This window comes from Streptomyces sp. Go-475 (genome assembly GCF_003330845.1).
Lineage (GTDB): Bacteria > Actinomycetota > Actinomycetes > Streptomycetales > Streptomycetaceae > Streptomyces.
The window spans coordinates 3,877,410-3,900,978 of sequence record NZ_CP026121.1 but is presented as its reverse complement, the minus strand read 5'-3'; the positions used below and the strand labels follow the sequence as shown (position 1 = coordinate 3,900,978).

27 protein-coding genes and 1 tRNA gene are annotated in these 23,569 nt (G+C 72.3%); 13 read left to right on the top strand and 15 right to left on the bottom strand.

The genetic code is table 11. From position 1 onward, the window contains the following. Positions 1 to 132: 132 nt before the first annotated feature. Complete coding sequence (locus C1703_RS17875) at positions 133 to 693, top strand: DinB family protein (protein ID WP_114257477.1); 561 nt, start codon at positions 133 to 135, stop codon at positions 691 to 693. 106 nt (positions 694 to 799) lie between these two features. Here C1703_RS17875 and C1703_RS17870 read toward each other — a convergent pair whose 3' ends face one another. From C1703_RS17870 to phoU, 3 genes are all read right to left on the bottom strand, one after another. Next, entirely contained in the window at positions 800 to 1,051 is a 252-nt protein-coding gene (locus tag C1703_RS17870; RefSeq protein WP_114253821.1) for an SCO4226 family nickel-binding protein, read from the bottom strand. Positions 1,052 to 1,213: 162 nt separating this feature from the next. Then, positions 1,214 to 1,369: a hypothetical protein gene (locus C1703_RS39295; RefSeq protein WP_198678207.1), complete on the bottom strand. Its 156-nt coding sequence runs from the start codon at positions 1,367 to 1,369 to the stop codon at positions 1,214 to 1,216. A gap of 134 nt (positions 1,370 to 1,503) precedes the next feature. Then, the gene (phoU, locus tag C1703_RS17860; RefSeq protein WP_114253819.1) at positions 1,504 to 2,205 is read right to left on the bottom strand and encodes a phosphate signaling complex protein PhoU; all 702 of its coding nucleotides are present in this window, start codon (positions 2,203 to 2,205) and stop codon (positions 1,504 to 1,506) included. Between the two features lie 245 nt (positions 2,206 to 2,450). Here phoU and C1703_RS17855 point away from each other — a divergent pair, with 245 nt between their 5' ends. Both C1703_RS17855 and C1703_RS17850 read left to right on the top strand, forming a co-directional pair. Then, positions 2,451 to 3,743, top strand: coding sequence for an ATP-binding protein (locus C1703_RS17855; protein WP_114253818.1), 1,293 nt, complete (start codon positions 2,451 to 2,453; stop codon positions 3,741 to 3,743). After that, positions 3,740 to 4,420 carry a response regulator transcription factor gene (locus C1703_RS17850; protein WP_004929857.1) on the top strand — a complete coding sequence of 227 codons (681 nt, stop codon included), beginning with the start codon at positions 3,740 to 3,742 and terminating at the stop codon, positions 4,418 to 4,420. The genes C1703_RS17855 and C1703_RS17850 overlap by 4 nt, the downstream gene beginning before the upstream one ends. Before the next feature lie 84 nt (positions 4,421 to 4,504). On the opposite strand, the gene C1703_RS17845 is transcribed toward C1703_RS17850, so the two are convergent. After that, the gene (locus tag C1703_RS17845; protein ID WP_114253817.1) at positions 4,505 to 5,191 is read right to left on the bottom strand and encodes a DUF461 domain-containing protein; all 687 of its coding nucleotides are present in this window, start codon (positions 5,189 to 5,191) and stop codon (positions 4,505 to 4,507) included. A gap of 602 nt (positions 5,192 to 5,793) precedes the next feature. Here C1703_RS17845 and C1703_RS17835 point away from each other — a divergent pair. The 6 genes from C1703_RS17835 (at position 5,794) to C1703_RS17810 (ending at position 12,127) form a co-directional block, all read left to right on the top strand. Continuing rightward, the gene (locus C1703_RS17835) at positions 5,794 to 6,276 is read left to right on the top strand and encodes a CarD family transcriptional regulator (RefSeq protein ID WP_003953493.1); all 483 of its coding nucleotides are present in this window, start codon (positions 5,794 to 5,796) and stop codon (positions 6,274 to 6,276) included. 291 nt (positions 6,277 to 6,567) lie between these two features. After that, entirely contained in the window at positions 6,568 to 7,332 is a 765-nt protein-coding gene (ispD, locus tag C1703_RS17830) for a 2-C-methyl-D-erythritol 4-phosphate cytidylyltransferase (protein WP_114253815.1), read from the top strand. After that, positions 7,322 to 7,828, top strand: coding sequence for a 2-C-methyl-D-erythritol 2,4-cyclodiphosphate synthase (gene ispF, locus C1703_RS17825; protein ID WP_114253814.1), 507 nt, complete (start codon positions 7,322 to 7,324; stop codon positions 7,826 to 7,828). The genes ispD and ispF overlap by 11 nt, the downstream gene beginning before the upstream one ends. Before the next feature lie 44 nt (positions 7,829 to 7,872). Further along, a complete protein-coding gene (gene cysS / locus C1703_RS17820; protein WP_114253813.1) occupies positions 7,873 to 9,267 on the top strand; it encodes a cysteine--tRNA ligase in 1,395 nt (464 codons plus the stop codon). Positions 9,268 to 9,374: 107 nt separating this feature from the next. After that, positions 9,375 to 10,316 (top strand): 23S rRNA (guanosine(2251)-2'-O)-methyltransferase RlmB, encoded by a 942-nt coding sequence (rlmB, locus tag C1703_RS17815; RefSeq protein ID WP_114253812.1) that lies wholly within the window; start codon positions 9,375 to 9,377, stop codon positions 10,314 to 10,316. Positions 10,317 to 10,444: 128 nt separating this feature from the next. Next, a complete protein-coding gene (locus tag C1703_RS17810) occupies positions 10,445 to 12,127 on the top strand; it encodes a DoxX family protein (protein ID WP_114253811.1) in 1,683 nt (560 codons plus the stop codon). Between the two features lie 134 nt (positions 12,128 to 12,261). Here C1703_RS17810 and C1703_RS17805 read toward each other — a convergent pair whose 3' ends face one another. From C1703_RS17805 to C1703_RS17790, 4 genes are all read right to left on the bottom strand, one after another. After that, a complete protein-coding gene (locus C1703_RS17805; protein WP_114253810.1) occupies positions 12,262 to 12,993 on the bottom strand; it encodes a nucleotidyltransferase family protein in 732 nt (243 codons plus the stop codon). A gap of 108 nt (positions 12,994 to 13,101) precedes the next feature. Further along, positions 13,102 to 13,551 (bottom strand): hypothetical protein, encoded by a 450-nt coding sequence (locus C1703_RS17800; protein WP_114253809.1) that lies wholly within the window; start codon positions 13,549 to 13,551, stop codon positions 13,102 to 13,104. A gap of 218 nt (positions 13,552 to 13,769) precedes the next feature. After that, positions 13,770 to 14,858 (bottom strand): sn-glycerol-3-phosphate ABC transporter ATP-binding protein UgpC, encoded by a 1,089-nt coding sequence (ugpC, locus tag C1703_RS17795; RefSeq protein WP_114253808.1) that lies wholly within the window; start codon positions 14,856 to 14,858, stop codon positions 13,770 to 13,772. Positions 14,859 to 15,066: 208 nt separating this feature from the next. Beyond that, positions 15,067 to 16,035 (bottom strand): WYL domain-containing protein, encoded by a 969-nt coding sequence (locus C1703_RS17790; protein WP_198678206.1) that lies wholly within the window; start codon positions 16,033 to 16,035, stop codon positions 15,067 to 15,069. Between the two features lie 117 nt (positions 16,036 to 16,152). Here C1703_RS17790 and C1703_RS17785 point away from each other — a divergent pair, with 117 nt between their 5' ends. Then, positions 16,153 to 16,572 carry a DUF3224 domain-containing protein gene (locus C1703_RS17785; RefSeq protein ID WP_114253806.1) on the top strand — a complete coding sequence of 140 codons (420 nt, stop codon included), beginning with the start codon at positions 16,153 to 16,155 and terminating at the stop codon, positions 16,570 to 16,572. Positions 16,573 to 16,658: 86 nt separating this feature from the next. Further along, a tRNA-Thr gene (locus C1703_RS17780) sits at positions 16,659 to 16,732 on the top strand. A 116-nt stretch (positions 16,733 to 16,848) separates the two neighbouring features. Here the strand turns inward: C1703_RS17780 and C1703_RS17775 are convergent. From C1703_RS17775 to C1703_RS17765, 3 genes are read right to left on the bottom strand one after another with little or no spacing between them, the layout of a single operon-like run. Then, positions 16,849 to 17,085 (bottom strand): hypothetical protein, encoded by a 237-nt coding sequence (locus C1703_RS17775; RefSeq protein WP_198678426.1) that lies wholly within the window; start codon positions 17,083 to 17,085, stop codon positions 16,849 to 16,851. 49 nt (positions 17,086 to 17,134) lie between these two features. Continuing rightward, positions 17,135 to 17,788, bottom strand: coding sequence for a L,D-transpeptidase (locus C1703_RS17770; protein WP_157993123.1), 654 nt, complete (start codon positions 17,786 to 17,788; stop codon positions 17,135 to 17,137). Then, on the bottom strand, positions 17,778 to 18,290 hold the full coding sequence (locus C1703_RS17765; protein WP_114253803.1) for a SigE family RNA polymerase sigma factor: 513 nt from the start codon (positions 18,288 to 18,290) through the stop codon (positions 17,778 to 17,780). Before C1703_RS17765 ends, C1703_RS17770 begins: the two co-directional genes overlap by 11 nt. A gap of 243 nt (positions 18,291 to 18,533) precedes the next feature. Between C1703_RS17765 and C1703_RS17760 the strand changes: the two genes are divergently transcribed. Continuing rightward, complete coding sequence (locus C1703_RS17760; protein WP_114253802.1) at positions 18,534 to 18,881, top strand: SH3 domain-containing protein; 348 nt, start codon at positions 18,534 to 18,536, stop codon at positions 18,879 to 18,881. Between the two features lie 111 nt (positions 18,882 to 18,992). Here the strand turns inward: C1703_RS17760 and C1703_RS17755 are convergent, their stop codons facing one another. The 3 genes from C1703_RS17755 to C1703_RS17745 all read right to left on the bottom strand — a co-directional run bounded on the left by C1703_RS17755 (position 18,993) and on the right by C1703_RS17745 (position 22,223). Then, positions 18,993 to 19,880, bottom strand: a complete 888-nt coding sequence (locus C1703_RS17755) for an aminoglycoside phosphotransferase family protein (RefSeq protein WP_198678205.1) — start codon at positions 19,878 to 19,880, stop codon at positions 18,993 to 18,995. Positions 19,881 to 19,941: 61 nt separating this feature from the next. Then, entirely contained in the window at positions 19,942 to 20,922 is a 981-nt protein-coding gene (locus tag C1703_RS17750; RefSeq protein WP_114253800.1) for a zinc-binding dehydrogenase, read from the bottom strand. Positions 20,923 to 21,062: 140 nt separating this feature from the next. Next, positions 21,063 to 22,223: an FAD-dependent oxidoreductase gene (locus tag C1703_RS17745; protein ID WP_114253799.1), complete on the bottom strand. Its 1,161-nt coding sequence runs from the start codon at positions 22,221 to 22,223 to the stop codon at positions 21,063 to 21,065. A 131-nt stretch (positions 22,224 to 22,354) separates the two neighbouring features. On the opposite strand from C1703_RS17745, the gene C1703_RS17740 reads away from it, so the two are divergent. Then, on the top strand, positions 22,355 to 23,032 hold the full coding sequence (locus C1703_RS17740) for a pentapeptide repeat-containing protein (RefSeq protein WP_114253798.1): 678 nt from the start codon (positions 22,355 to 22,357) through the stop codon (positions 23,030 to 23,032). A 31-nt stretch (positions 23,033 to 23,063) separates the two neighbouring features. Here the strand turns inward: C1703_RS17740 and C1703_RS17735 are convergent, their stop codons facing one another. Further along, on the bottom strand, positions 23,064 to 23,564 hold the full coding sequence (locus tag C1703_RS17735) for a hypothetical protein (protein ID WP_114257476.1): 501 nt from the start codon (positions 23,562 to 23,564) through the stop codon (positions 23,064 to 23,066). Positions 23,565 to 23,569 lie beyond the last annotated feature (5 nt).

Here is a 23,569-nt window from a genome sequence, read left to right as displayed (position 1 = left end):
CGGTGGCGGGCCCGCCCCCTCCCGGTCCACGATGCCCGCATGGTCTCGGGCGAGCACACCACCAGTGAAGAAGACGAGCACGCCGGCGAAGAAGCCGCGGCTCGGTGGACGAAGTCGACCGTCTACCCCGACATGTGGGTCGACCCGGACGACGACCCCCGCGAGACCGGCGACCCCCGCGGGACCGACGGCGAGTCCCTCGACGAGCGCGGCATCCTGCTCGACTACCTGCGCTCCTACCGGCTCACCCTGGAAATGAAGTGCGCGGGCCTGGACGCCGAGCAGATGGCCCGGCGGTCCGCACCGCCGTCCACGATGTCCCTGCTCGGGCTGGTGCGGCACCTGACCGAGGGGGAGCGGCACTTCCGCCGGGTGATGGCCGGCGAGGACGCGCCGAAGCTGTACCGCACGGACGAGGACCGCGACGGCGACTTCAACGGCGCGGTCGCCGACCAGGCGATCGTGGACGAGGCCTGGCGGCAGTGGCGGACCGAGGTGGAACGCAGCGACCGCTACCTCGCCGGCGTCACCGACCTCGGCACCTGCAACGCCGGCTACTCCGACCTCGGCCCGGAACCCGGCGGGCGGCTCCAGCTGCGCGATGTCCTCGTGGCGCAGATCGCCGAGTACGCCCGCCACTGCGGCCACGCCGACCTCCTGCGCGAACGGATCGACGGCCGCGTAGGCCAGTGATCACGCGCCGACGCACCACCGGACGCCCCGGTGCGCCACCGGAGGCACAGACGCGGACGCCCCGACACGCCCACCCCGGGAGCCCGGCCCGCGCCCTCACCCCGGCTCACTGGATCGACAACGGCACCGGGTGGATCTCGTCCGCCTTGTGCCCGGCCCGCTCGTGGATGCGCTGGACCGCTTCGGCCGAGGGTGCCTCGGAGAGGCAGTAGACGACACCGGACTCCGGGTCGGCCCACGCCCTCTCGAAGTGGACGCTCTCCTCCTTCTCTATCGCGAGGTCCGCGTCGTGGGCCTCGCGCAGCTGCTCCTCCGTGATGCCCTTCATGCTGTGGTGGACATCCATGAACTTGGCCATGGCCCGTGCCTCCTTCCCGGTACGGCACTCCGCGCATCGCCCCCGTCGCACCGCCCCGTCCCTTCCATGGTCCGCCCGTACGGCCCCGCAGGCGACCTCAACGCCGCAGGGCCCCGGCGCACCGCCGGGGCCCTGAAGGTCGTACGGACAAACGTGCCGGCGTCAGCCGCACTGGCAGGGGCTGCCCGACTGGCACCCGCAGCCGCAGCCCGAGCCGCAGCCGCACGCGGCGACCAGGGGCAGGTTCCTGATCTCGGCGGGCTGCTCGGTCTCGCGCTGCTGCGTGGGGTCGGGCGTGATGCTGGGGGATTCGGCCATGGGTCCCTCCTCGAGGCTGGTGCCTGTGCCCATTGGACGCCCGTTCCGCTGGGCGCATCAACGGCGCACAGAGGCGCCCGCGCGCCCCGGCCGATCCCCGCCCGGCCCTTTCACGCCCTTGGCGGGACGGAAGGTCAGGCGCTCTCCGCCCCCGGAACCGCCTGGATCTCGGGCTGCGCGTCCGTCTGGAGCTCGTCCGCGTGCTCACCCGTCACCAGGTACACCACGCGCTTGGCGACGGACACCGCGTGGTCGGCGAACCGCTCGTAGTAGCGGCCGAGCAGCGTGACGTCCACGGCCGTCTCGATGCCGTGCTTCCAGCGGTCGTCCATCAGGTGCTGGAAGAGCGTGCGGTGCAGCAGGTCCATCTCGTCGTCGTCCTGCTCCAGCTGGAGCGCCAGGTCGACGTCCTTGGTGATGATCACCTCGGCGGCCTTCGCCATCAGGCGCTGGGCGAGCTGGCCCATCTCGAGGATGGTGGCGTGCAGGTCGCTCGGGACGGCGCGATCCGGGTAGCGCAGGCGCGCGAGCTTCGCCACGTGCTGGGCGAGGTCACCCGAGCGCTCCAGGTCGGCGGACATCCGCAGCGAGGTGACGACGATGCGCAGGTCCGTCGCGACCGGCTGCTGCCGCGCCAGCAGGGCTATCGCCCGGGCCTCCAGGTCGTGCTGCAGCTCGTCGACCTTCTGGTCGGCCTCGATGACGTTCTCGGCCAGCTTCAGGTCGGAGTCGAGCATGGCGGTCGTGGCGCGCCCGATCGCCGACCCGACCAGCCGGGCCATCTCCACCAGACCGTCGCCGATCGAATCCAGTTCCTCGTGGTACGCGTCCCGCATCAGGTTCCCTCTCGTGCGCTCGAAGTCGGTGGTCCAAGGGCCGGGGCCCACCGACAAACCGGCGGTACGACCGTCTTATAACCAACGGTCCGCACCCCACGCTCCCACGTTCCGGCCTGTACGCGTCTGTTTCCGGCATCCCAAATGAACCAATACTGGCTCCAAGGTGAACTCTGGGCGACGAGTGTTCGAGTCGGCAGCCCGACGGCTGTGGCCGGTGCCCGACCCATGCCTAACCTGGGTGCATGGACGTGAACGCGGCGGTCGCCGCAGCGGCAGCGATCGCCGGGGTGCTCACCGGCGTCATCGCCATGCTGGCGTTCCGCTGGAGCGAGCGCGAGCAGAAGCGCCCGACCCGCAGCTCCCTGCACACGGACGCGGTGCTCCCGCCGGGTGTGGACACCGTCCTGTCGGTCCTCAGGTCCTCCGCCGTCGTCCTCGACGAGGCGGACGGCGTGGTCAAGGCCAGCTCGGCGGCGTACGCCCTCGGCCTGGTGCGCGGCGGCAAGCTCGCCGTCGAGCCGATGCTGCAGATGGCCCGGGACACCCGGCGCGACGGGGAGATACGCCAGGTCGAGCTGGACCTGCCGCGGCGCGGGACCGGACGCGGGGAGGCCCTGGCCGTCTCCGCGCGGGTCGCGCCGCTCGGCTCCCGGCTGGTGCTGCTGCTCGTCGAGGACCTGACCGAGGCCCGCCGCATCGAGGCGGTCCGGCGCGACTTCGTCGCCAACGTGAGCCATGAGCTGAAGACGCCCGTCGGCGCGCTCTCCCTGCTCTCCGAGGCCGTCATGGACGCCTCGGACGACCCCGAGGCCGTGGAGCGGTTCGCCGGGCGCATGCAGATCGAGGCGACCCGGCTGACCAGCCTGGTGCAGGAGCTCATCGACCTCTCGCGGGTGCAGAACGACGACCCCCTGGAGGACGCCGAGCCCGTCCGGGTCGACGAGCTCGTCGCCGAGGCCGTCGACCGCTGCCGGCACCAGGCCGGCACCAAGCAGATCACCATGGCCGCGGGCGGCACCGCCGACCTGCACGTGTGGGGAAACCGCGGCCAGCTCGCCGCCGCCCTCGGCAACCTCGTCGAGAACGCGGTCAACTACTCGCCCGCCCGCACCCGCGTCGGCATAGCGGCCCGCAGGGTGAACGCGCCCGGCGGGGACCACATCGAGATCGCCGTCACCGACCAGGGCATCGGCATCTCCGACAAGGACAAGGAGCGCATCTTCGAGCGCTTCTACCGCGTCGACCCGGCCCGCTCCCGTGCCACCGGTGGTACGGGTCTCGGGCTGGCGATCGTCAAGCACGTGGCCGCCTCGCACGGCGGGGAGGTCACGGTGTGGAGCGCCGAAGGCCAGGGCTCCACCTTCACCCTGCGGCTGCCGGAGGCCGGTGCGGCCCGCGACCGCGCACATCAGCAGCCCGCCCGCTCAGAACGCGCAGGAGGCGCGGGCCTCGACGAAGAGGCCGGGCGGTCCACTCCCACATCCCCCGAATCAACCGCGTACGAAACGCTTCCTGCCCCGGAGGTCCTTCCGTGACCCGTGTGCTCGTCGTCGAGGACGAGGAGTCCTTCTCCGACGCCCTGTCGTACATGCTCCGCAAGGAGGGCTTCGAGGTCGCCGTCGCGACCACCGGGCCCGACGGACTCGACGAGTTCGAGCGCAACGGCGCCGACCTCGTCCTCCTCGACCTGATGCTGCCCGGCCTGCCGGGCACCGAGGTGTGCCGCCAGCTGCGCGGCCGCTCCAACGTCCCCGTCATCATGGTGACCGCCAAGGACAGCGAGATCGACAAGGTCGTCGGGCTGGAGATAGGAGCCGACGACTACGTCACCAAGCCGTTCTCCTCGCGGGAGCTGGTCGCCCGCATCCGCGCCGTGCTGCGCCGCAGAGGCGAGCCGGAGGAGGTGACCCCGGCCGCGCTGGAGGCCGGGCCGGTCCGCATGGACGTCGACCGGCACGTGGTCACGGTCGGCGGCACCAAGGTCGACCTGCCGCTGAAGGAGTTCGACCTGCTGGAGATGCTGCTGCGCAACGCCGGCCGCGTGCTGACCCGCATGCAGCTCATCGACCGCGTCTGGGGCGCCGACTACGTCGGTGACACCAAGACCCTCGACGTCCACGTCAAGCGCCTGCGCGCCAAGATCGAGCCGGACCCGGGCGCCCCGCGCTACCTGGTCACGGTCCGCGGCCTGGGCTACAAGTTCGAGCCGTAGGCCGGCCCCGGCACCATGAAAGGGCGGGACCTCTCCGAGGAGAGGTCCCGCCCTTTCGTCGCTGTGACCGGGGTGCCGCGGGGCTCAGTGCCCGGCGCCGCCCGTCGCGCTGGCGGAGGCCGCGTCGGTCGGCGCGGCCGGCGACTCGTGGCCGCCCGGCGTCTCGCCCGCGGCGGGGCTCTCGGTGCCGGCCGGCGAACCCGAGGGGCTGCCCGACGGCGAACCGGACGGGGACGCCGAGGCGCCCGGCGCGGCCGGGACCTCGGTCGGGCCCCACTCCTTGAAGTAGTGCTCGGCCGGGACGACGAACGCGCGCAGGGTCACGTCACCGGTCTTGCTGAAGGTGAAGGTGACCTTCTGGGCGTTGCCGTCCCGCACGGCCTCGCGGCTGCTCGGCAGCATCGCCGTGGCGTTGTCCTTGCCGCCCAGGACCAGCGAGCCGCCGGCCGGGACGGTGAGGCTGCCGCCCTTGGCGGGCTTGAGCTCGGCGGTCTTGCCGGTGCCCGGGAGGGTGATGGACTCCAGCGTCTCGGCGGTGCGGCCGGAGTTGAAGAAGGTCGCGGAGATCGCGGCAGGACCGGTCGACTCGAGGTCGGGCTGCGTGATCACGATCGCGTTCTGGATCTTGATGTCGCCGACGCTCGTCGCCGCGTTGTCCGGCTTGATCTCCAGGGTCTGGGCGTTGTTGCCGGCTCCGCACGCGGCGAGCGAGGCGATCGAGAACGCGATGGCGGCAGCGGCGAGGGCGCCGCGTCGAAGGCTGCTGCTCACGGCGGCGGCAACTCCTTGACTCGAACGGAGCGGCCGATAAAGCCGCCCTAAGTGTCTGTCAGCAGGCCTCAGGTTACCGAGCCGTTCCCGCACGGCCGCACCCGACCCCCCGGCACCCCGGATCCCACATGCGTCACGGCAGCCTCGTCCGTCACAAGTGACTCCTTGGTCACATTGCCGGAGTGCTCGTCCGGCATTCACATAAGAGCGTCGGACGGCAGGGCGTATTTTCTGTGGAGGAATGCGCGGACCACCCGGGAATTGATCACCGGCGGGTCTGCCCCGGAGGCGTCGTGATCAATTCTTGATTCGACCGGAACCCCGCCCGGGCCGCCGAACGGAGTAGCGGAAGTCGATCACACGGAACCGGACATATGGGGATGTTCGGCCGTCTGGAGGGGGCTCCGGATGCGTGTAACGTACGCGTTTCGCTCACCCCGGACAGCCGCTCCCACCTGCGAATACCTTCTTCCACTCCCTGTCCGAAGCACGTTCCTGTCGGAGTTGTCAAGCCCCGAGATATGCCCTGACCTGCGAAAACGCCATTCAGAACCGTCAGTTTCCGTGTTACCCTGGATAGCCACGGAAGGGGTACCTGTCACATGACGTTCAAGGTTGGCGACACCGTGGTCTATCCCCATCACGGGGCCGCGCTGATCGAGGCCATCGAAACTCGCCAGATCAAAGGCGTGGACAAGACCTACTTGGTGCTGAAGGTCGCCCAGGGTGACCTGACGGTACGTGTGCCAGCGGACAATGCGGAGTTCGTCGGCGTGCGTGATGTGGTCGGTCAGGACGGGCTGGACCGGGTCTTCGAGGTGCTGCGCGCGCCGTACGCCGAGGAGCCCACGAACTGGTCCCGTCGATACAAGGCAAACCTGGAGAAGCTCGCCTCGGGCGATGTCATCAAGGTCGCGGAAGTGGTGCGTGACCTGTGGCGTCGTGAGCGCGAGCGCGGACTCTCCGCCGGTGAGAAGCGCATGCTCGCCAAGGCCCGCCAGATCCTGGTGAGCGAGCTGGCCCTCGCGGAGAACACCAACGAGGACAAGGCCGAAGCCCTGCTCGACGAGGTTCTCGCCTCCTGAGGCGAAGCCGGTCGTACAGCGCTCTACGCATCAAGCGCGCGCCTGCACATCGAAATGCCGCGGTGCCCGATGACTCTTTCCTGTCGCCGGGCGCTGCGGCATGTTCGTACTCGGACGCCGATGCGCCGTCATCCCGGGATGTGTTATCACTCACGACCCGGTTGTCTGGCGTGCCGGGCCCGGGCAGCCGGCTCGACCAGCGTCACGGAAGGGTCCGGTCGAGCGCGTCGCGCCCGGCACTCCTCCAGGCCATACCCACGCCAGGCCAGCACACAAACCTGACAGGAACCGATGTCTGACGATTCGCGTCCCTCGCCGCCGGCCCCCCGCGCGACGGCCCGTACGGCGGCCGTGATCCCGGCCGCCGGCCGGGGTGTACGGCTCGGCCCGGGCGCCCCCAAGGCGCTCCGCGCGCTGGGCGGCACCCCCATGCTCATCCACGCCGTCCGCGCGATGGCCGCCTCCCGCGCCGTCTCCCTGGTCGTCGTCGTGGCCCCGCCCGACGGCGCCGCCGAGGTCAAGTCGCTGCTCGACGCGCACGCGCTGCCCGAGCGGACCGACTTCCTCGTCGTCCCCGGCGGGCAGAGCCGCCAGGAGTCCGTGAAGCTCGGCCTGGACGCGCTGCCGCCCGGCCACGACATCGTGCTGGTGCACGACGCGGCCCGGCCGCTGGTCCCGGTCGACACGGTCGACGCCGTGATCGAGGCCGTCCGCGAGGGCGCCCCGGCCGTGGTCCCCGCGCTGCCGCTCGCCGACACGGTCAAGCAGGTCGAGCCCGCGCAGGCGCCCGGCGAGCCCGAGCCCGTCGTCGCCACGCCGGAGCGCGCGCTGCTGCGGGCGGTGCAGACGCCGCAGGGCTTCGACCGGGCCACGCTCGTCCGGGCGCACGAGACGGTGACCGGGGAGGTCACCGACGACGCCGGCATGGTCGAGCAGCTCGGCCTCACGGTCGTGGCCGTCCCCGGGCACGAGGAGGCGTTCAAGGTCACGCGCCCCCTGGACCTGGTCCTCGCGGAGGCGGTCCTGGCCCGCAGGAGGCTCAACGATGGCTTCTGACCGGTTCCCGCACGAGTTCCCGCTGCCCCAGGTCGGCATCGGCACCGACATCCACGCCTTCGAGGAGGGTCGCGAGCTGTGGTGCGCCGGCCTGAAGTGGGAGGGCGAGGGCCCGGGCCTGGCCGGCCACTCCGACGCGGACGTCGTCGCGCACGCCGCCTGCAACGCCCTGTTCTCCGCCGCCGGCCTCGGCGACCTCGGGCAGCACTTCGGCACGGGCCGCCCCGAGTGGTCGGGCGCGTCGGGCGTGACGCTGCTGACCGAGGCCGCCCGGATCGTCCGCGAGGCCGGCTTCCGGATCGGCAACATCGCCGTCCAGGTGGTCGGTCCGCGCCCGAAGATCGGCAAGCGCAGGGACGAGGCGCAGAAGCTCCTGTCGGAGGCGGCCGGGGCGCCGGTGTCGGTCTCCGGCGCGACGACGGACGGCCTGGGCTTCCCCGGCCGCGAGGAGGGCCTCATGGCGGTGGCGACGGCGCTGGTCGTGCGGGTGGCGTGAGGGACGGCCCCACCCACCCCCGACGGCCCACTACCCTAGGAACCGTGACTATTCGCCTGTACGACACCAGCGCCCGGCAGATCCGTGACTTCTCCCCGCTCAAGCCGGGTTGTGTCTCGATCTACCTGTGCGGCGCCACCGTGCAGGCCGCCCCGCACATCGGGCACATCCGGTCCGGGCTGAACTTCGACATCATGCGCCGCTGGTTCGAGTACCGCGGCTACGACGTCACGTTCGTGCGGAACGTCACGGACATCGACGACAAGATCATCGCCAAGTCGGCCGACCAGAACCGCCCTTGGTGGTCCATCGGCTACGAGAACGAGCGGGCGTTCAACGACGGCTACCGCGCCCTCGGCTGCCTGCCCCCGACCTACGAGCCGCGCGCCACCGGCCACATCACCGAGATGGTCGAGATGATGCGCGGCCTCATCGAGCGGGGGCACGCCTACGTCGCGGACGGCAGCGTCTACTTCGACGTCCGCTCCTTCCCGCAGTACCTGGCGCTGTCCAACCAGGACATCGACGACCTGCGCCAGCCCGACGAGGGCGTCTCGGGCAAGCGCGACCCGCGCGACTTCGCCATGTGGAAGGCCACCAAGCCCGGCGAGCCCGACTGGGAGACGCCCTGGGGCCGCGGCCGTCCCGGCTGGCACCTGGAGTGCTCGGCGATGGCGCACAAGTACCTCGGCTCCGCCTTCGACATCCACGGCGGCGGCCTCGACCTGGTCTTCCCGCACCACGAGAACGAGATCGCGCAGGCCAAGGCCTACGGCGACGACTTCGCCCAGTACTGGGTGCACAACGCCTGGGTCACCATGAGCGGCGAGAAGATGTCCAAGTCGCTCGGCAACTCCGTGCTGGTCAGCGAGATGGTCAAGCGCTGGCGCCCCATCGTGCTGCGCTACTACCTCGGCACCCCGCACTACCGCTCGATGATCGAGTACAGCGAGGAGGCCCTGCGCGAGGCCGAGTCGGCGTTCGCGCGGATCGAGGGCTTCGTGCAGCGCGTGGTGGAGAAGGCGGGCGTCGTCGAGCCGGCGCGCGAGGTGCCGCTCGCCTTCGCCGAGGCCATGGACGACGACCTGGGCGTGCCGCAGGCACTGGCCGTGGTGCACACCACGGTCCGCCAGGGCAACAGCGCGCTCGCCGCCGACGACAAGGAAGCCGCGGTGGCCCGCCTCGCCGAGGTCCGCGCGATGCTCGGCGTCCTCGGCCTCGACCCGCTGGATCCCCAGTGGGCCGGGGAGAGCGACCGCGGCGAAGACCTGCACGGCGTGGTCGACACGCTGGTGCGCATGGTCCTCGACCAGCGCGAGGCCGCCCGGGCCCGCAAGGACTGGCCGACCGCGGACGCCATCCGCGACCAGCTGGGCCAGTCCGGCCTGGTCATCGAGGACAGCCCGCAGGGCCCGCGCTGGAGCCTCGGCCCGCGTTAGCCCGGCCCCGGCCGGAAGATCGATTGTGCCGCCCGGGCCTCCGGGCGGCACACTGCATAGACGTAGGTACTTCACCGCCTCACGGCGACAGCAGAGACAGGTAGGTCATGGCAGCCAACAACCGCCGCATGTCCGGCAAGAAGGGCGCGCAGGTCGGCAGTGGCGGCCAGCGGCGCAAGGGCCTGGAGGGCAAGGGCCCCACCCCGCCCGCCGAGATGCGCAAGGGACACAAGAAGAACCGGCTCGCGAACGCCAAGGCGCGCCAGACCGCGCGCCGCCCCGCGGCCCGCGGGCGCGGCGGCAAGTCGGCCTCCGAGCTGGTCGTCGGCCGCAACCCGGTCTACGAGGCGCTACGCGAGGGCGTGCCCGCGTCGACGCTGTACGTGCAGCAGTTCATCGACAACGACGAGCGTGTGCGCGAGGCCCTGCAACTCGCCGCCGAGCGCGGCGGGATCAACCTCATGGAGGCCCCCCGCCCCGAGCTCGACCGGATGACGAACGGGCTGAACCACCAGGGCCTGGTCCTCCAGGTCCCGCCGTACGAGTACGCCCATCCCGAGGACCTGCTCGACGCCGCCGCCGACGAGGGCGCGGACCCGCTGATCGTCGCGCTCGACGGTGTGACCGACCCGCGGAACCTGGGCGCGGTCGTCCGGTCCGTCTCCGCCTTCGGCGGGCACGGCGTCGTCGTACCCGAGCGGCGGGCCGCCGGGATGACGGCCGGTGCCTGGAAGACGTCCGCCGGTACGGCCGCCCGGACGCCCGTCGCCCGTGCCACCAACCTGACGCGCGCGCTGGAGGCGTACAAGAAGGCGGGCGTCGTGGTCGTCGGTCTCGCCGCCGACGGGGACGTCGAACTCACCGAGCTGGAGGCCCTGGAGGGACCCGTCGCCATCGTCGTCGGCAGCGAGGGCAAGGGGCTGTCCCGGCTGGTCGGGGAGACCTGCGACTTCCGGGTGCGGATCCCGATGCCGGGCGGCGCCGAGTCGCTCAACGCCGGTGTCGCGGCGGGCATCGTGCTCTACGAGGCGGCCCGCCGACGCGCCTGAACAGGCGTCCGGCACCTCGCTCGAACGGGTTAATTCCGGGAGCATCGGGGCGACGAGGGCAAGCTTGACGGGGTCCGGACAGATCCGGCGGGTCAAAGCAGTGTCCTATCCCGACGTCACTCGGTTAGATGAGTGTGGACACCAGAACACCCCGCACACCCACGGGGGACCGCTCGTCGGGACTCGACGACGCTCCCGCGCTGAGCATGGTGAAGGTGCCGAGCGACCCGGCGCAGGTCATTGTCAACCACGCGAGTTTCCGCGTGCAGTTGGGCGGATCGACGCGTCGCGTCCAGTCCCCCCGGGTCGCACGGCATCTGAACGCCACCGAGGACACCGCCCGCATCCCCGTCGTCACCGCCGGGGGCGCGGCGGACGGGGCCACCACCCGGCGCCGGCCGGTCGTCTGGAGCGGCAGATCCGCGCCCGACGACACCGGCGCCCACCGGCTCCTGCAGGCCGTGCGGCACGAGAGCGTCCGCCACGCCGACGACCCCGCCTCCGACACCGGAGCCACCCAGGTCATCTCCCGCGTGGGCACCGGCCACGAGGACGCGGGCACCGGCTACGCGGGCGACGGCTTCGAGGACGACCTCACCCAGACCGTAGAGACCCCCGTCGTCGGCCCGCAGCGCACCCACGACCCCGCGGACGGCACCCGGCTGCTGCCCCCCATGCGTACGGTCGGCAGCGCCTACGACGAACCCGCCTACGCGGAAGGCGAGTTCGAGAACCTCCCCGGCGAGGAGGAGGAGTCCGAACGGCGCGTCAGGCGCCACGGCGACGACCCCGCGCGGCACGCCTACTACCCGGGCCGCCGCATGAACCTCGGCGTCGTGCTGCTCCCGCTGCGCGTCTTCCTCGGCTTCATCTCCATCTACGCCGGCATGGGCAAGCTGTGCGACCCCGTCTACTTCGACGGCGGCAAGCGCGGCTCCATGGTCAAGTGGCTCAACACCCTGCACCCCTGGGAAGTCGCCGAGCCCCTGCGCCAGTTCGCCCTGGAGCACCCGGTCGGCTCCGGCCTGGTCATCGCCTTCGCGCAGGTCATCGTCGGCGTGCTGACGGTCCTGGGCTGCTGGCAGCGGGTGGCCGCGGCCTTCGGCGCCCTGCTCTCCGCCGCGCTGCTCGTCACCGTCAGCTGGAAGAGCATCCCCGCCTACGAGACCCCCGACATCATCTACCTCGCCGCCTGGTCGCCGCTGATCATCGCCGGCGCCCCCGTCTACTCCGTCGACGGCCGCCTGGCCGGCAGCGCCTGGCGGCGCCTCGGCCCCCGCGCCGAGATCTGGGACCTGCGCCGCTACGTGCTGCGCCGCGGCGCCCTCGTCACGGCCATCGCCACCGGCCTCACCCTGCTGGTCGGCTCGCTGCTCGGCGGCGCCGTCCGCGACGCCGACCGGGTCGTCGTCCCGGGCCCCGGCGAGGCCCCGCGCAACGAGCTGCCCGGCTCCCCGCTCCCGGGCGAGCCCGGCAAGCGGCAGGAGAAGAAGACCCCGTCGGCCTCCACCTCGCCCACCCAGGGCGCCACGGCCGGCTCGGCCAGCCCCAGCGCGGGCACCACCACGACCACGCCGGGCGCCACCCGGGACGCGGGCACCGTCACCGGCGGCTCGCCCAGCCAGACGCAGGGCAGCGCGGGCCAGGCCCCGCCCCAGCAGTCCACCCCGGAGAACCAGGCGCCGAGCACCACGTCCGGCCCCACCTCCGGCGGCACGGCCACGGGCGGCACCGGCTCGACCGGCGGCTCGGGCGACGGCGGCTCCTCGTCCACGGGCCGCCCGGGCCTGGTGGGCGGCCTGCTGGGCTAGCCCCCGCCCCGGACGCCGAAGGGCCCCGCACCTTCGAGGTGCGGGGCCCTTGACGTACCCCTGAGGGGCGCGGGGAACCGCGCGGCAAGCCACCACCGGACCCGCAGCCGCCGGACGACCGCGCCCCGGGGCTCTCAGCGTCCCAAGGCCGCCAATTCCTTCGCGGCCTCCGTCAGGTCCTTCGCCGTGTCGATGGCCCGCCAGTACGACCCCTGCGGAATCGTGAACCCGGCGAGCCGCCGCTCGCGGGCCAGATGCGGGAACGTCGTCCGCTCATGGTCCCCCCGATGCGGCAGCAGCCCCGCGAACTCGGGCGAGAAGACATAGACGCCCGCGTTGATCTCGAACGTCGACGGCGGCGCCTCGATGAAGTCGGTGATCCGCCCGAACCCGTCCGTCCGCACCGCGCCCCAGGGCAGCCGGGGCCGCGCCAGCGCCAGCGTCGCGACGGCGTCCCGCTCGGTGTGGAAGTCCGCCATGTCCCGCAGCGAGAACCGCGTCCAGATGTCCCCGTTCGTGGCGTACCAGGGCTGGTCCGGGTGGGGGAGATGCGCCGCGGCGTACTTGAGGCCGCCGCCGCGGCCGAGCGGCTCCGGTTCGACGACGGTGGTGACGGAGACGGGCAGCTCGGCCGTCTCCAGCCACTTCTGCAGGACCTCGGCGAGGTGGCCGCAGGAGACCACCACGTCCGTCACGCCCTCTTCGGCGAGCCAGGACAGCTGATGGCCGATGATCGGAGTCCCCGTCCCGGGGATCTCGACCATCGGCTTGGGCCGGTCGTCGGTGTACGGACGCAGCCGGGAACCCTGGCCACCGGCCAGAACGACGGCTTGAACGGGGCGGGACGCGGCGTTCGGATCGCTCATGAGACCGAACTGTACGTGGCGTCCCGCCCGGGCCGACGGCGGACGACTGTCCCGTCGTCGGCTGTTACCGGTTTCCCACCCTTCTCACCCGGTGCCAGGGTGCTGCGCTCAGCCGTGCGCGGCGGCGACGCCGGTGGCGAAGGACGTGTCGCACACCGGACGGGCGTAGGACTGGGCGCGGGTCGGGCCGTAGACCCGGACCGCGGCCTGGCCGAGGGCGCGGGCGATGGACTTGCAGTGCCGGGCCAGCGACGGGCGGCCGTTGACGGCCTGCTGGAGGTGGGTGAGGGCGACGCCCGGGTTCTCCTCCTGCAGTTCGGTCAGCAGCTTGTCGCGCAGGACGTCCTGTGGGGCGCGCTTGGCGGCACGTGGACTGCCGACGGAGGTGTCCGCTGCGGTGAGCACCGGGTCGGTGGAGTTCCCCGACCAGTTGACTCGGGTGACCGCGAGGGTCCCGGAGAGCACCAGGACGACGGGCAGGACGAAAGCGAGGGTGCGGCCGATCCGGCGGGCGGGGCCCCGGCCGCGTCGCGTCTGTTGGGTGTTGGAGTGCTTCACGCGTGTGAGGGTAGCGCGGGGTAATGGTTTGTAGACATTTAGTCACCGGTTCGGGGGATGAGAGAGGGCCCCTTTTTGGGTACGGCGTTGACGCACACCGCTCGAAACGTCCGGTCTGCCGGGGTATTTGTCGACAACGAGAAGGGCCCCGCGGCACGCTGCGGGGCCCTCTTCGTCAACTCGGGTGAATCACCCGGGGTTGTGCGTTTGCCGACGCGTCAGTCGGACAGACGCTCACCGCTCGACGTGGAGAACACGTGGGTCTCGCCGGAGCGCGGCACGACGCGCAGCTGGCTGCCCTTCTCCGGGACCTCGCGGCCGCTGACGCGGACGACGAGGTCCTTGGAGTCGTCGCCGACCTTGGCCGTGCCGTAGACGTAGGCGTCGGCGCCCAGCTCCTCGACGACGTTCACGGTGACCGCGAGGCCCAGCTCGGCGTCCGGGCCGGCCACGTCGAAGTGCTCGGGGCGGACACCGACCGTGACGGTCTTGTCGCTGGTGGCGGCCAGCGCGTCACGCTGCACCGGCACGACCGAGTTGCCGAACTTCACGCCGCCGTCGGTGACCGGCACCTCGACCAGGTTCATGGCCGGGGAGCCGATGAAGCCGGCGACGAAGAGGTTGGCGGGCTTGTCGTACATGTTGCGCGGGGTGTCGATCTGCTGGAGGAGACCGTCCTTGAGGACCGCCACACGGTCGCCCATCGTCATGGCCTCGACCTGGTCGTGGGTGACGTAGACGGTGGTGATGCCGAGGCGGCGCTGCAGCGAGGCGATCTGCGTACGGGTCGACACGCGGAGCTTGGCGTCCAGGTTGGACAGCGGCTCGTCCATGAGGAACACCTGCGGCTCACGCACGATGGCGCGGCCCATGGCGACACGCTGGCGCTGACCACCGGAGAGCGCCTTCGGCTTGCGGTCCAGGTACTCGGTGAGGTCGAGGATCTTCGCGGCCTCCTCGACCTTCTGCCGGATCTCCGCCTTGTTGACGCCGGCGATCTTGAGCGCGAAGCCCATGTTGTCGGCGACGGTCATGTGCGGGTACAGCGCGTAGTTCTGGAACACCATGGCGATGTCCCGGTCCTTCGGCGGCAGGTGGGTGACGTCGCGGTCGCCGATGCGGATGGCGCCGGCGTTGACGTCCTCGAGCCCCGCGAGCATGCGGAGCGAGGTGGACTTGCCGCAGCCGGACGGGCCGACGAGGACGAGGAACTCGCCGTCCTCGATGTCGATGTCGAGCGCGTCAACAGCGGGCTTGGTGGAACCCGGGTAGATCCGGGTCGCCTTGTCGAACTGCACAGTGGCCATGGTGAGTGAACCCCTTCTACCGGCAGGAACGTGCCGGACGATCCGAGTAGGAAGGCGGTGCCACGACGGTGTTCCGTTGTGGTGTAGTCCACGCGTGTGAACTGGCTCAGGACGGTACCTGGCGTTCACACGGATGTCAGTAGTTCCGGGCCTGTGAACTTCGCGGAAATTTTCGAAGCGGCGGCCGGGCCTTCCGTGACGACGGTGGTCATGCCCGCTCGTACCGGCCCGCCAGCACGGCCACCGCCCGGGCGACCGCCCGCCGCAGCCCGGGCGGTCCGAGCACCTCCGCCTCCGCGCCCAGCCGGAGCAGATCACCGACCGCCACGGCCTCGGCCTCCACGGTCAGCTCCACCTCCACCCAGCCGTCCCCGTCCGGCGGGCCGGCGCTCTCCAGGGCGCGTACGCCCGCCGCCCCGAACTGCATCGGCAGCAGCCGCCGCGCCCGGGGGGAGATCCGCAACCGGGCGACGTCCTGCCGGAGGGCGGCCTCCAGGCGCCGGGACGACTCCTCCCAGTAGGCGGCCAGATCGAACCCGGCCGGGCGGTCGAAGGTCTCCCCGGTGTCCTCGACGGCCAGCACGCGCGACACCCGGTAGGTCCGGACGGCCTCCTCCGCCAGGGCGACCAGGTACCAGATGCCGCTCTTCAGGACGAGCCCCAGCGGCCGCACCTCCCGGTGCACCTCGCCGCGCCACCGCCGGTAGTGCACGCGCAGCGCCCGCTGCTCCCACACGGCCGCCGCGACCGCCTCCAGGCACGGCACCGGGTCGGCCTCCCGGAACCAGGCCGGCGCGTCCAGGTGGAACCGCTCCTGGACCCGGCGCGCCTGCCCGGCCGGCTCCGCGGGTAGGGCGGCCTGCACCTTCAGCTGGGCGCTGGCGAGTACCGCGCCGAGCCCCAGGTCCCGCGCGGGGCCGGGCATCCCGGCGAGGAACAGCGACCCGGCCTCGGCGTCGGTCAGGCCGGTCAGCCGCGTCCGGTACCCGTCGACCAGCCGGTAGCCGCCCTCGGGCCCCCGGTCGGCACACACCGGCACACCGGCCGCGCCCAGCGCCTCGACGTCCCGGTAGACCGTCCGCACCGACACCTCCAGCTCGGCGGCCAGCTCGGGCGCGGTCATGCGGCCGCGGTTCTGGAGCAGCAGGAGCAGGGAGAGGAGCCGGTCGGCGCGCATGGGGGCCATTGTGCGGCGTCCGGGGGTGTACCTGACAGAGGATGTCAGGTACGCGGATCAGGGTGGTCCCGGACGTCTTCAGGGCCCGTCCGGGCCCCTCGGCTGAAAGGACCACCCATGCCCGACACCCGCACCACCACCACGGGTCACTTCACCTTCGCCGACTGGCAGGAACGCGCGCTCGGCCCGGGCGAGGACACGCACCCGCGGCTCGCCCACGCCTCGGTCCGCAACACCTTCAGCGGCGGCATCGAGGCGGCCGGGACGATCTGCGAGTACACCATCGTCTACACCACTCCCAAGACCGGCTCCTTCGCCGGCATGGAGCTGCTCACCGGCCGCCTCGACGGGCGGGAGGGGAGCTTCGCCGTCGAGGAACGGGGATGGTTCGGCGAGGACGGAACCGTGCACTGCGCCTTCGAGGTGGTGGAGGGCTCGGGCAGCGGGGAGCTGTCCGGGCTGAAGGGCAAGGGCGACTTCACCGCGCGGCAGGGGGAGGCGGCCGTGGCGTACCGGTTCGAGTACGAGCTGGGGTGATCCCGGGCGGACCGGAACTTCGTGGCTCGGGGTAACGGGCTCTGTGTACAGTGGTGCCGCCTCGCGTACGGCGTCGTAGTACGCGCGCCTCCTTAGCTCAGCTGGCCAGAGCAACGCACTTGTAATGCGTAGGTCGTCGGTTCGAATCCGACAGGGGGCTCTGGTGAACCCCAGGTCGGATGTGTCCTGACCTGGGGTTTCTTCGTCAGCGGATGCGGCGGCGGCGCCGGGCGCGGGCCGCGCGGGTGGCTGACCTGAGCCGGAGCGGTGTTCGTGTCAGGCGTGCTCGGCGAGCACCAGATCGAGCAGGCCCGGGAAAATCTCGTCGAACTCGGAGTGGCGCAGACGGTTGAGGGCGGTCGTCCAGTCCGGCAGCCCAGCCAGCTCCCGCACGATCGTGCGCCGCACCGGATCCGCGACCGCGGTCAGCGCGTCCTGGAGTGACACGTCGCGCGGGTGCACGTGAGTGTCCTGTGAAAGGCGGACACCGCCGTCGCGCTCCTCGTCAAGCAGCCCGAGGACCGGCCCTCGGCCCAGCAGGCCGAGTGGTTCGCGGCCTGCCTCAGCCCGGGGCCGGGCCCGTGCGGTTGATGCGGACGATGTCGCCGGGTTGCAGCAGCTGGTAGCACCACTTCGCGTCCGCCGAGCGCAGTCCGATCCAGCCGTGTGTGACGTCGCGTTCGCCGGGGGCCTGTTCGTCGTAGGTCAGGGCGACGAGGTAGTTGGTCGTGCCGTCGGCGGCGCGCAGCTCGACCACCCAGCGCATGGTGACGTCGTACTCCTGGCCCAGCCCGACGGCCGCGCCCGGCAGGCGCCGTTCGGGGTACTTGGCGACGACGGTCATCCGGCCGGTCGGGGTGGGGTGCTGTGCGGTGCCGCCGGATACCGGCAACCGGCGTCCCGACAGGGTGAGTTCGTGTCGGGTGAGGTCGACCGCCGCCGTCGCCCGCTGTGGTTGTGGCGGTGACGGCCGCGATGTCGCGGTGGCGCTCGCAGCGGCGGGTGGTGCCGTGCGCGCGCCGTCGTGACCGGTGAACGCCAGCGCCAGGCCACCGGCGAGAGCCAGTGCGACGGCGGCGGCCCCGCCCGCGTACGCCGCACGGCGCCGGCGTCCCCGGCGCTCGGCCAGCCGCCTGATCTCCCGCCCCGGCACCGGCGGTGCGGCCCGATGCCGGTCGGCGACCTCGTGCAGCAGGTCGGTGAGGTCATCGGACACGGTCGCCCTCCTTCTCACCGCTGTCGTTCCGCTCGGGGTCGAGATGCACGGCGAGCGCGGCCCTGCCGCGTGACAGGCGGGCCTTCACCGTTCCCACGGCCGCGCCGGTCTCGGAGGCTACCTGTTCCACGCTCAGGTCGCACAAATGGTGCAGGACGATGGCGGTGCGCTGCGCCTGCGGCAGCCTGCGCAGGGCCTGGACCAGCGCGGTGTGTTCCGGACCGGGTCCCGGGACGTGCTCGGGGGGCGCGTGGTGGCGCACCAGTTCCAGCCAGCGTCGGGCACGCCGCCAGCGGCTGACCGCGAGCCGTACCGCCACCGTCCGCACCCATGCCTCCGGTGCGGCGTCGGCCAGCATCTCGCGCCGCCGGTCCCAGGCGCGCACGAACGCTTCCTGGACGACGTCCTGAGCCTCTGCCAGGTCCCCGGTCACGGCGTAGACCCGCCCGACCAGCCGTGGGAAGGCGGAGGCGTAGAAGACGTCGAACTCCTCTTCCGTCATGCCCCGTTCACCCTCGTGTGGTCCCCGCCCGGAGGCCCGGGAAATGAGTTCGTATCCGCTGCAACCCGGCTGCCGTGCCGTGCGTACAGGTGGCGTACATGGAAGCACAAGGAGTGGGTCTTGCGTGATCACGTCAGACCTGACCGCACCGTGAGGACGCCGTCCCTCCAGGGCCGCGCCTCGCCACAACCAAGGGGACAGACAACGATGCAGCGTTTCGCTTCACGTTCGAAGAGCAAGCTCATGACCGCGGCGGCCGCGGCGATCCTCGTCGGGGCCGGTACGGCGGCTCCGGCGGTCGCCGCGCCGGGCCAGCAGACCGAGCGGGCCGCCGCGACCGTGCGTGCCAACCAGACGGTCGTCACCTGGATCAACGGCAACGTGCGGGTCGGGCCGGCGGTGGGCTACCGGATCGCCTACACCGTCGCGGCGAACCAGAGCCTGAGTGCCGAATGCTGGCTCGTGGGCGGTCCTGTCACCGCCAACGGCATCAGTCACGACAAGTGGGTGCTGCTGTCGGACGGCAACTACATCTGGGGCGGCCTGCTCAAGGGCAACGAGGTGGGCAACGTGTCGAGGCCCTGCTTCTGACAGACCGGCACCGTGCCGCGGTACTGCGCAAGGGTGCCGCGGCACGGCTGCCCCTCGTCCGCACTCGACGCTCACGCGTGCCCCGTGGCGCCCGTTCGCCCCCCTGTCGCGTCAGAGACCGTGGCCGCGGAGCCGCCGGGCGATTTCCAGCTGGTCGTCATCCAGGGGACGGCCGTCCTCGATCTCCCACAGGGCGTTCTGGAGGAGGCGGCCGAGGGTCCAGGCCCGGGCTCGGGGGCGGTCCAGGCCGAGGATGTCGGTCATGGCGTCGAAGCGCCAGAGGATGTCGTCGGGGTCGTAGCGGTTGTCGAGGGCCGGCCAGAGTTCGAAGCCGGGGTCGCCCGCGAGGGGCTTGGGGTCGATGGCGAGCCAGGGGGCGCGGTCGCAGGACAGGACGTTCTCGTCGTGCAGGTCCCAGTGGAGGAGGCGGTCGCCCGGTTCGTCCACGACTTCGCGGACGGCGGCCGCGCAGTCCGCGATCAGGGCGCGGGCCTCGGGGTCGGGGATGCGGGGCAGCGCCCAGGGGGTCTGGTCGAGCATGGCGCGGGCGATGTCGCCGAGGTGCCGCAGGCGGGGCGGGGCGGGGAAGGAGGTGAGGTGGGCGAGGAGTTCGGCGATGGTGACGACGGCCTGGTGGGGGTCCGGCACGTGGGACAGCATGCGGGTCTCGTCGAGACGCTCCAGCAGCATGGTGCCGGTGGGCTCGTCGTGGTCGAGGAGGCGGACGGCTCCGTCGCCGTCCCAGGCGCGCAGGGCGACCGGTTCGCCTTCGCTCTCCTCGTCGAGGAGCTGGAGTTTGAGGACCGCGGGGGTGCCGTCGCGGCGGATGACGGGGAGGACCAGGGCGGAGACGCCGTGCATGGGCGGTCCGTCGGGTGCCAGCTCCCAGTGGTCGAGGAAGCGGGCCGTCAGTTCGGGCAGTCCGGTGATGAAGGCGCGGCCGGCCTCGCCGTTGAACTTCTCCTGTGATGCCGCCAGTTCACGGGGAATGTCGATCACTTTCGGCACGGTAGTGGGGTGCGCCGGGTGGGTCATGTGAATTAACCGGCAGGGAGTCGCCTCAGGGCTCCAGGACCACCTTTCCCGTCGTGCCACGGTTCTCCAGCGCCCGGTGCGCGGCCGCGGCCTCGCGCAGCGGGAAGCGCTGTACGGCCGGGGTGAGGCGGCCCGCGGCGGCCTCGGTGAGGGCGCGTAGTTCGAGGGTGCGGACGGGGTCGGGGCCGCCGGCCTTCTCGAGCATGACGGGGCCGAGGACCTGCTCGGAGACGCCGTCGACGAGGTAGGGCTCGCCGTCCTGGATGCCCTCGCCGGACCAGCCGAAGACGATGTGCCTGCCGCCCGGGCCCAGGAGGGCGACGGCCTCGCGGGCCGCGTCGCCGCCCACGCCGTCGAAGACGACGGTGGCGGTCCGGCCGCCGAGGTGGGCGCGGACCTTCGCGGGCCAGGCGGGGTCCGTGTAGTCGACGGCGAGATCGGCGCCGTTGGCCTGCACGCGGGCGACCTTCTCCGGCCCGCCCGCGAGGCCGACGACGGTGGCGCCTGCGTTCTTGGCGTACTGCACGAGCAGGGTGCCGATGCCGCCGGCGGCGGCCGGGACGATCGCGACCGAGTCGGGGCCGAGGTCGGCGAACTGCAGGATCCCCATCGTCGTACGGCCCGTGCCGATCATGGCGACGGCCTGGGCGAAGTCGAGGTTCTCCGGGATCTCGTGCAGGCGTTCGACGCCGGTGGCGGCCAGTTCGGCGTAACCGCCGGGGGCGAAGCCGAGGTGGGCGACGACCCGCTTGCCGAGCCACCGGTCGGCGACGCCCTCGCCCAGGGCTTCGACGACCCCGGCGACCTCGCGGCCGGGGATGGTGGGCAGGCGCGTCGGCTCGGGTGCCGGACCCCGCATGCCCTCGCGCAGGGCCGTGTCCAGGAGGTGGACGCCCGCCGCCCGTACGGCGACACGGACCTGGCCGGGGCCCGGGACAGGGTCCTCGACCTGCTCGTAGGTGAGGTTCTCGGCCGGGCCGAAGGCGTGCAGGCGGATGGCGTGCATGCGGGGCTCCTCGCGGTGTCATGGTTGCGCGGACTGTGTGGTGTCGTGGCTGCGCGGGGTCTCGTGGCTGCGCGGGGTCTCGTGGTCCGAGCGTTGCCGTGCTCCGCGCGGTGCCGTGGTACGCGCCCCAGCCTTCAACCTCAAGCGTGCTTGAGGTCAAGCTCCCGCCGGCCGAGGGCCAGGGACACCGCCGTCAGGGCGCTGGTGAAGGAGACCTCCGACAGCACACCGGGGGCCGCGACCTGGTCGCCCGCGAGGTAGACGCCGTCGCCCCGGTCCACCGCGGGCCGGTCCCGCCAGCTGGTGCCGGGCAGGTCGACCGCGCCCGTACGGCCGTTCGCCACGGCCTCGCGCCGCCAGGTGACGCGCTCGCGCCAGCCCGGGAAGCCCAGGTCGAGCAGCTGCTCGGCGCGGGCGGTGCCGTCGGCCTTGGACTCGTGCGGGGCGATGGGGAGGTGCCCCTGGATCAGCTGCTCGCCGGCCGGGGCGAGGCTGCGGTCCTGGGCGGTGAACCGTTCGAGCCAGCCGGGCGCGTCGAGGTCGGAGACCACGAAGGCGTCCCCGCGCCGGGTGCGCACGGCCAGGTCGACGAGGACGGCGCGGCCGCTCGGCCAGGTCAGCGAGTCGTCGCCGAGCAGCCGCCGGGCGGCGTCGAGGGAGGTGGCGACGACGACCGGCGTGTCCGTGGGGAGCGTGTCGACGCGGGACAGGGTCTCGATCCGCACGCCCAGGTTCCAGGCGCGGGCGGCCATGCGGTCGATGAGGCTCGCCCAGCCGCCTCGCGGGTAGTGCGCCTCGGGCGGCAGCTTGGTGGCGCGGCGCAGCCGCTCCTGCACGAACGCGGCCGACAGGGATCCGGGGTCGTGGTGGAAGAGGGCGACGGCCGAGTAGTGGGCGGCGGCCCGGGCCCCCTCCTCGCCCGCGATGCCGGTGGCCCAGGTCAGGAAGTCGACGTCCACGGGCGCCTGCTCGGCGGTCCGGCGCAGCAGCTTCAGCATGGGGAAGGGCGGGGTGCGGCGCAGCACGCCGTGGTGGCGCAGCCGCAGCCGGGCCGCCTCCAGGGGCGGGATCGGGGCGAGCGGGCCGATGAGGTCGCGCTGCTTGAGCCAGGCCCAGTGCGGGCCGCCGTTGTAGAGGGCGTGCGGGCCCTCGTTCGTGCGGTACGGGCCCTCGGCGGTGCGGGCCCGGCCGCCGAGGGTGTGGTGGGCCTCGTGGACGGTGACCTTGGCTCCCGCCTCGGCGGCGGTGATGGCCGCGGTCAGTCCGGCGAAGCCGCCGCCGATCACGGTGATGCGGTGCATGGCTGGGGGTCTCCTGCGGTTGTCGTGGTGGCCTTCCGGGAGTACGACGGGCCGCGGGCGCCGGAATGTGACATCGCGGGTGTCCGCGCAGGTCAGGGCGGGTTGTCAGTGGCGGGGTGCAGCATGGGGGCATGGCGAGGAGAGCGGCGGGCGGTACGGGTGTGAAGGGCGCGCGGCGACCGGAGGTGCGGCTGCCGGTGCTGGAGCCGTACGAGGGCGGGGGGCTGGAGCCGGACGGGGACTACGACGGGCTGGAGTTCAAGGACGCCGACCTCGGCGGGCAGGACGGGTCGGGCGCGCGCTTCATGGACTGCGCGCTCACGGGCTGCGCGCTGGACGAGACCCGGCTGCGGCACGCCCGGATCCTGGACTCGGCCCTGAGCGGCGTCCGGGGCGTCGGCACGGACCTGGCCGAGGCGACCCTGCGGGACGTGGAGCTGACCGACGCCCGCCTCGGCGGGCCGCAGCTGCACGGGGCGGTGCTGGAGCGGGTGCTGATCCGCAGCGGCAAGATCGACTGTCTGAACCTGCGCACGGCCCGGCTCAGAGACGTCGTCTTCGAGAGCTGCGTCCTCGTCGAGCCGGACTTCGGCGGGGCCCGTCTGGAGCGGGTGGAGTTCGTCGACTGCGCGCTGAAGGGCGCCGACCTCCACGCGGCGACCCTCGTCGACGTCGACCTGCGCGGGGCCGCGTCGCTGGAGATCAGCCGGGGGCTGGACCGGCTGTCGGGGGCGGTGATCAGCACGGCCCAACTGCTGGACCTGGCGCCGGCGCTGGCGGCGCAGTGGGGGATCCGGGTGGAGGACTGACGGCCCGGGTCCCACCGCACCGCCCGGGGCGTCACGGCAGGCGGGGGAAGCGGGCCTGGAGGGTCCAGATCGCTGGGTTCTCCGCGAGGTCGTCGTGCAGGTCGGTCAGGTCGGCGATCAGGTCGTGCAGGAAGTCCCGGGCCTCCCGGCGCAGTTCGCTGTGGGAGACGGTGAGCGGGGGCTCCTCCGCGCGCATCCAGTCGGCCTCGATGTCCACCCACCCGAAGCGCCGCTCGAAGAGCATCCGGTCGGTCGACTCGGTGAAGTCCAGCTCCGCCCGCTGCGGCCGGGACGCCCGGGAGCCCGCCGGGTCCCGGTCGATGCGCTCCACGATGTCGCACAGCGCCCACGCGAAGTCGAGCACCGGCACCCATCCCCAGGCTGTGGACACTTCGTGGTCCGTCTTGGTGTCCGCCAGATAGACGTCCCCGCAGAACAGGTCGTGCCGCAGGGCGCGGACGTCCGCGCGGCGGTAGTCGGTCTGCGGCGGGTCGGGGAAGCGGTTGGAGAGGGCGTAGCCGATGTCGAGCACGGATG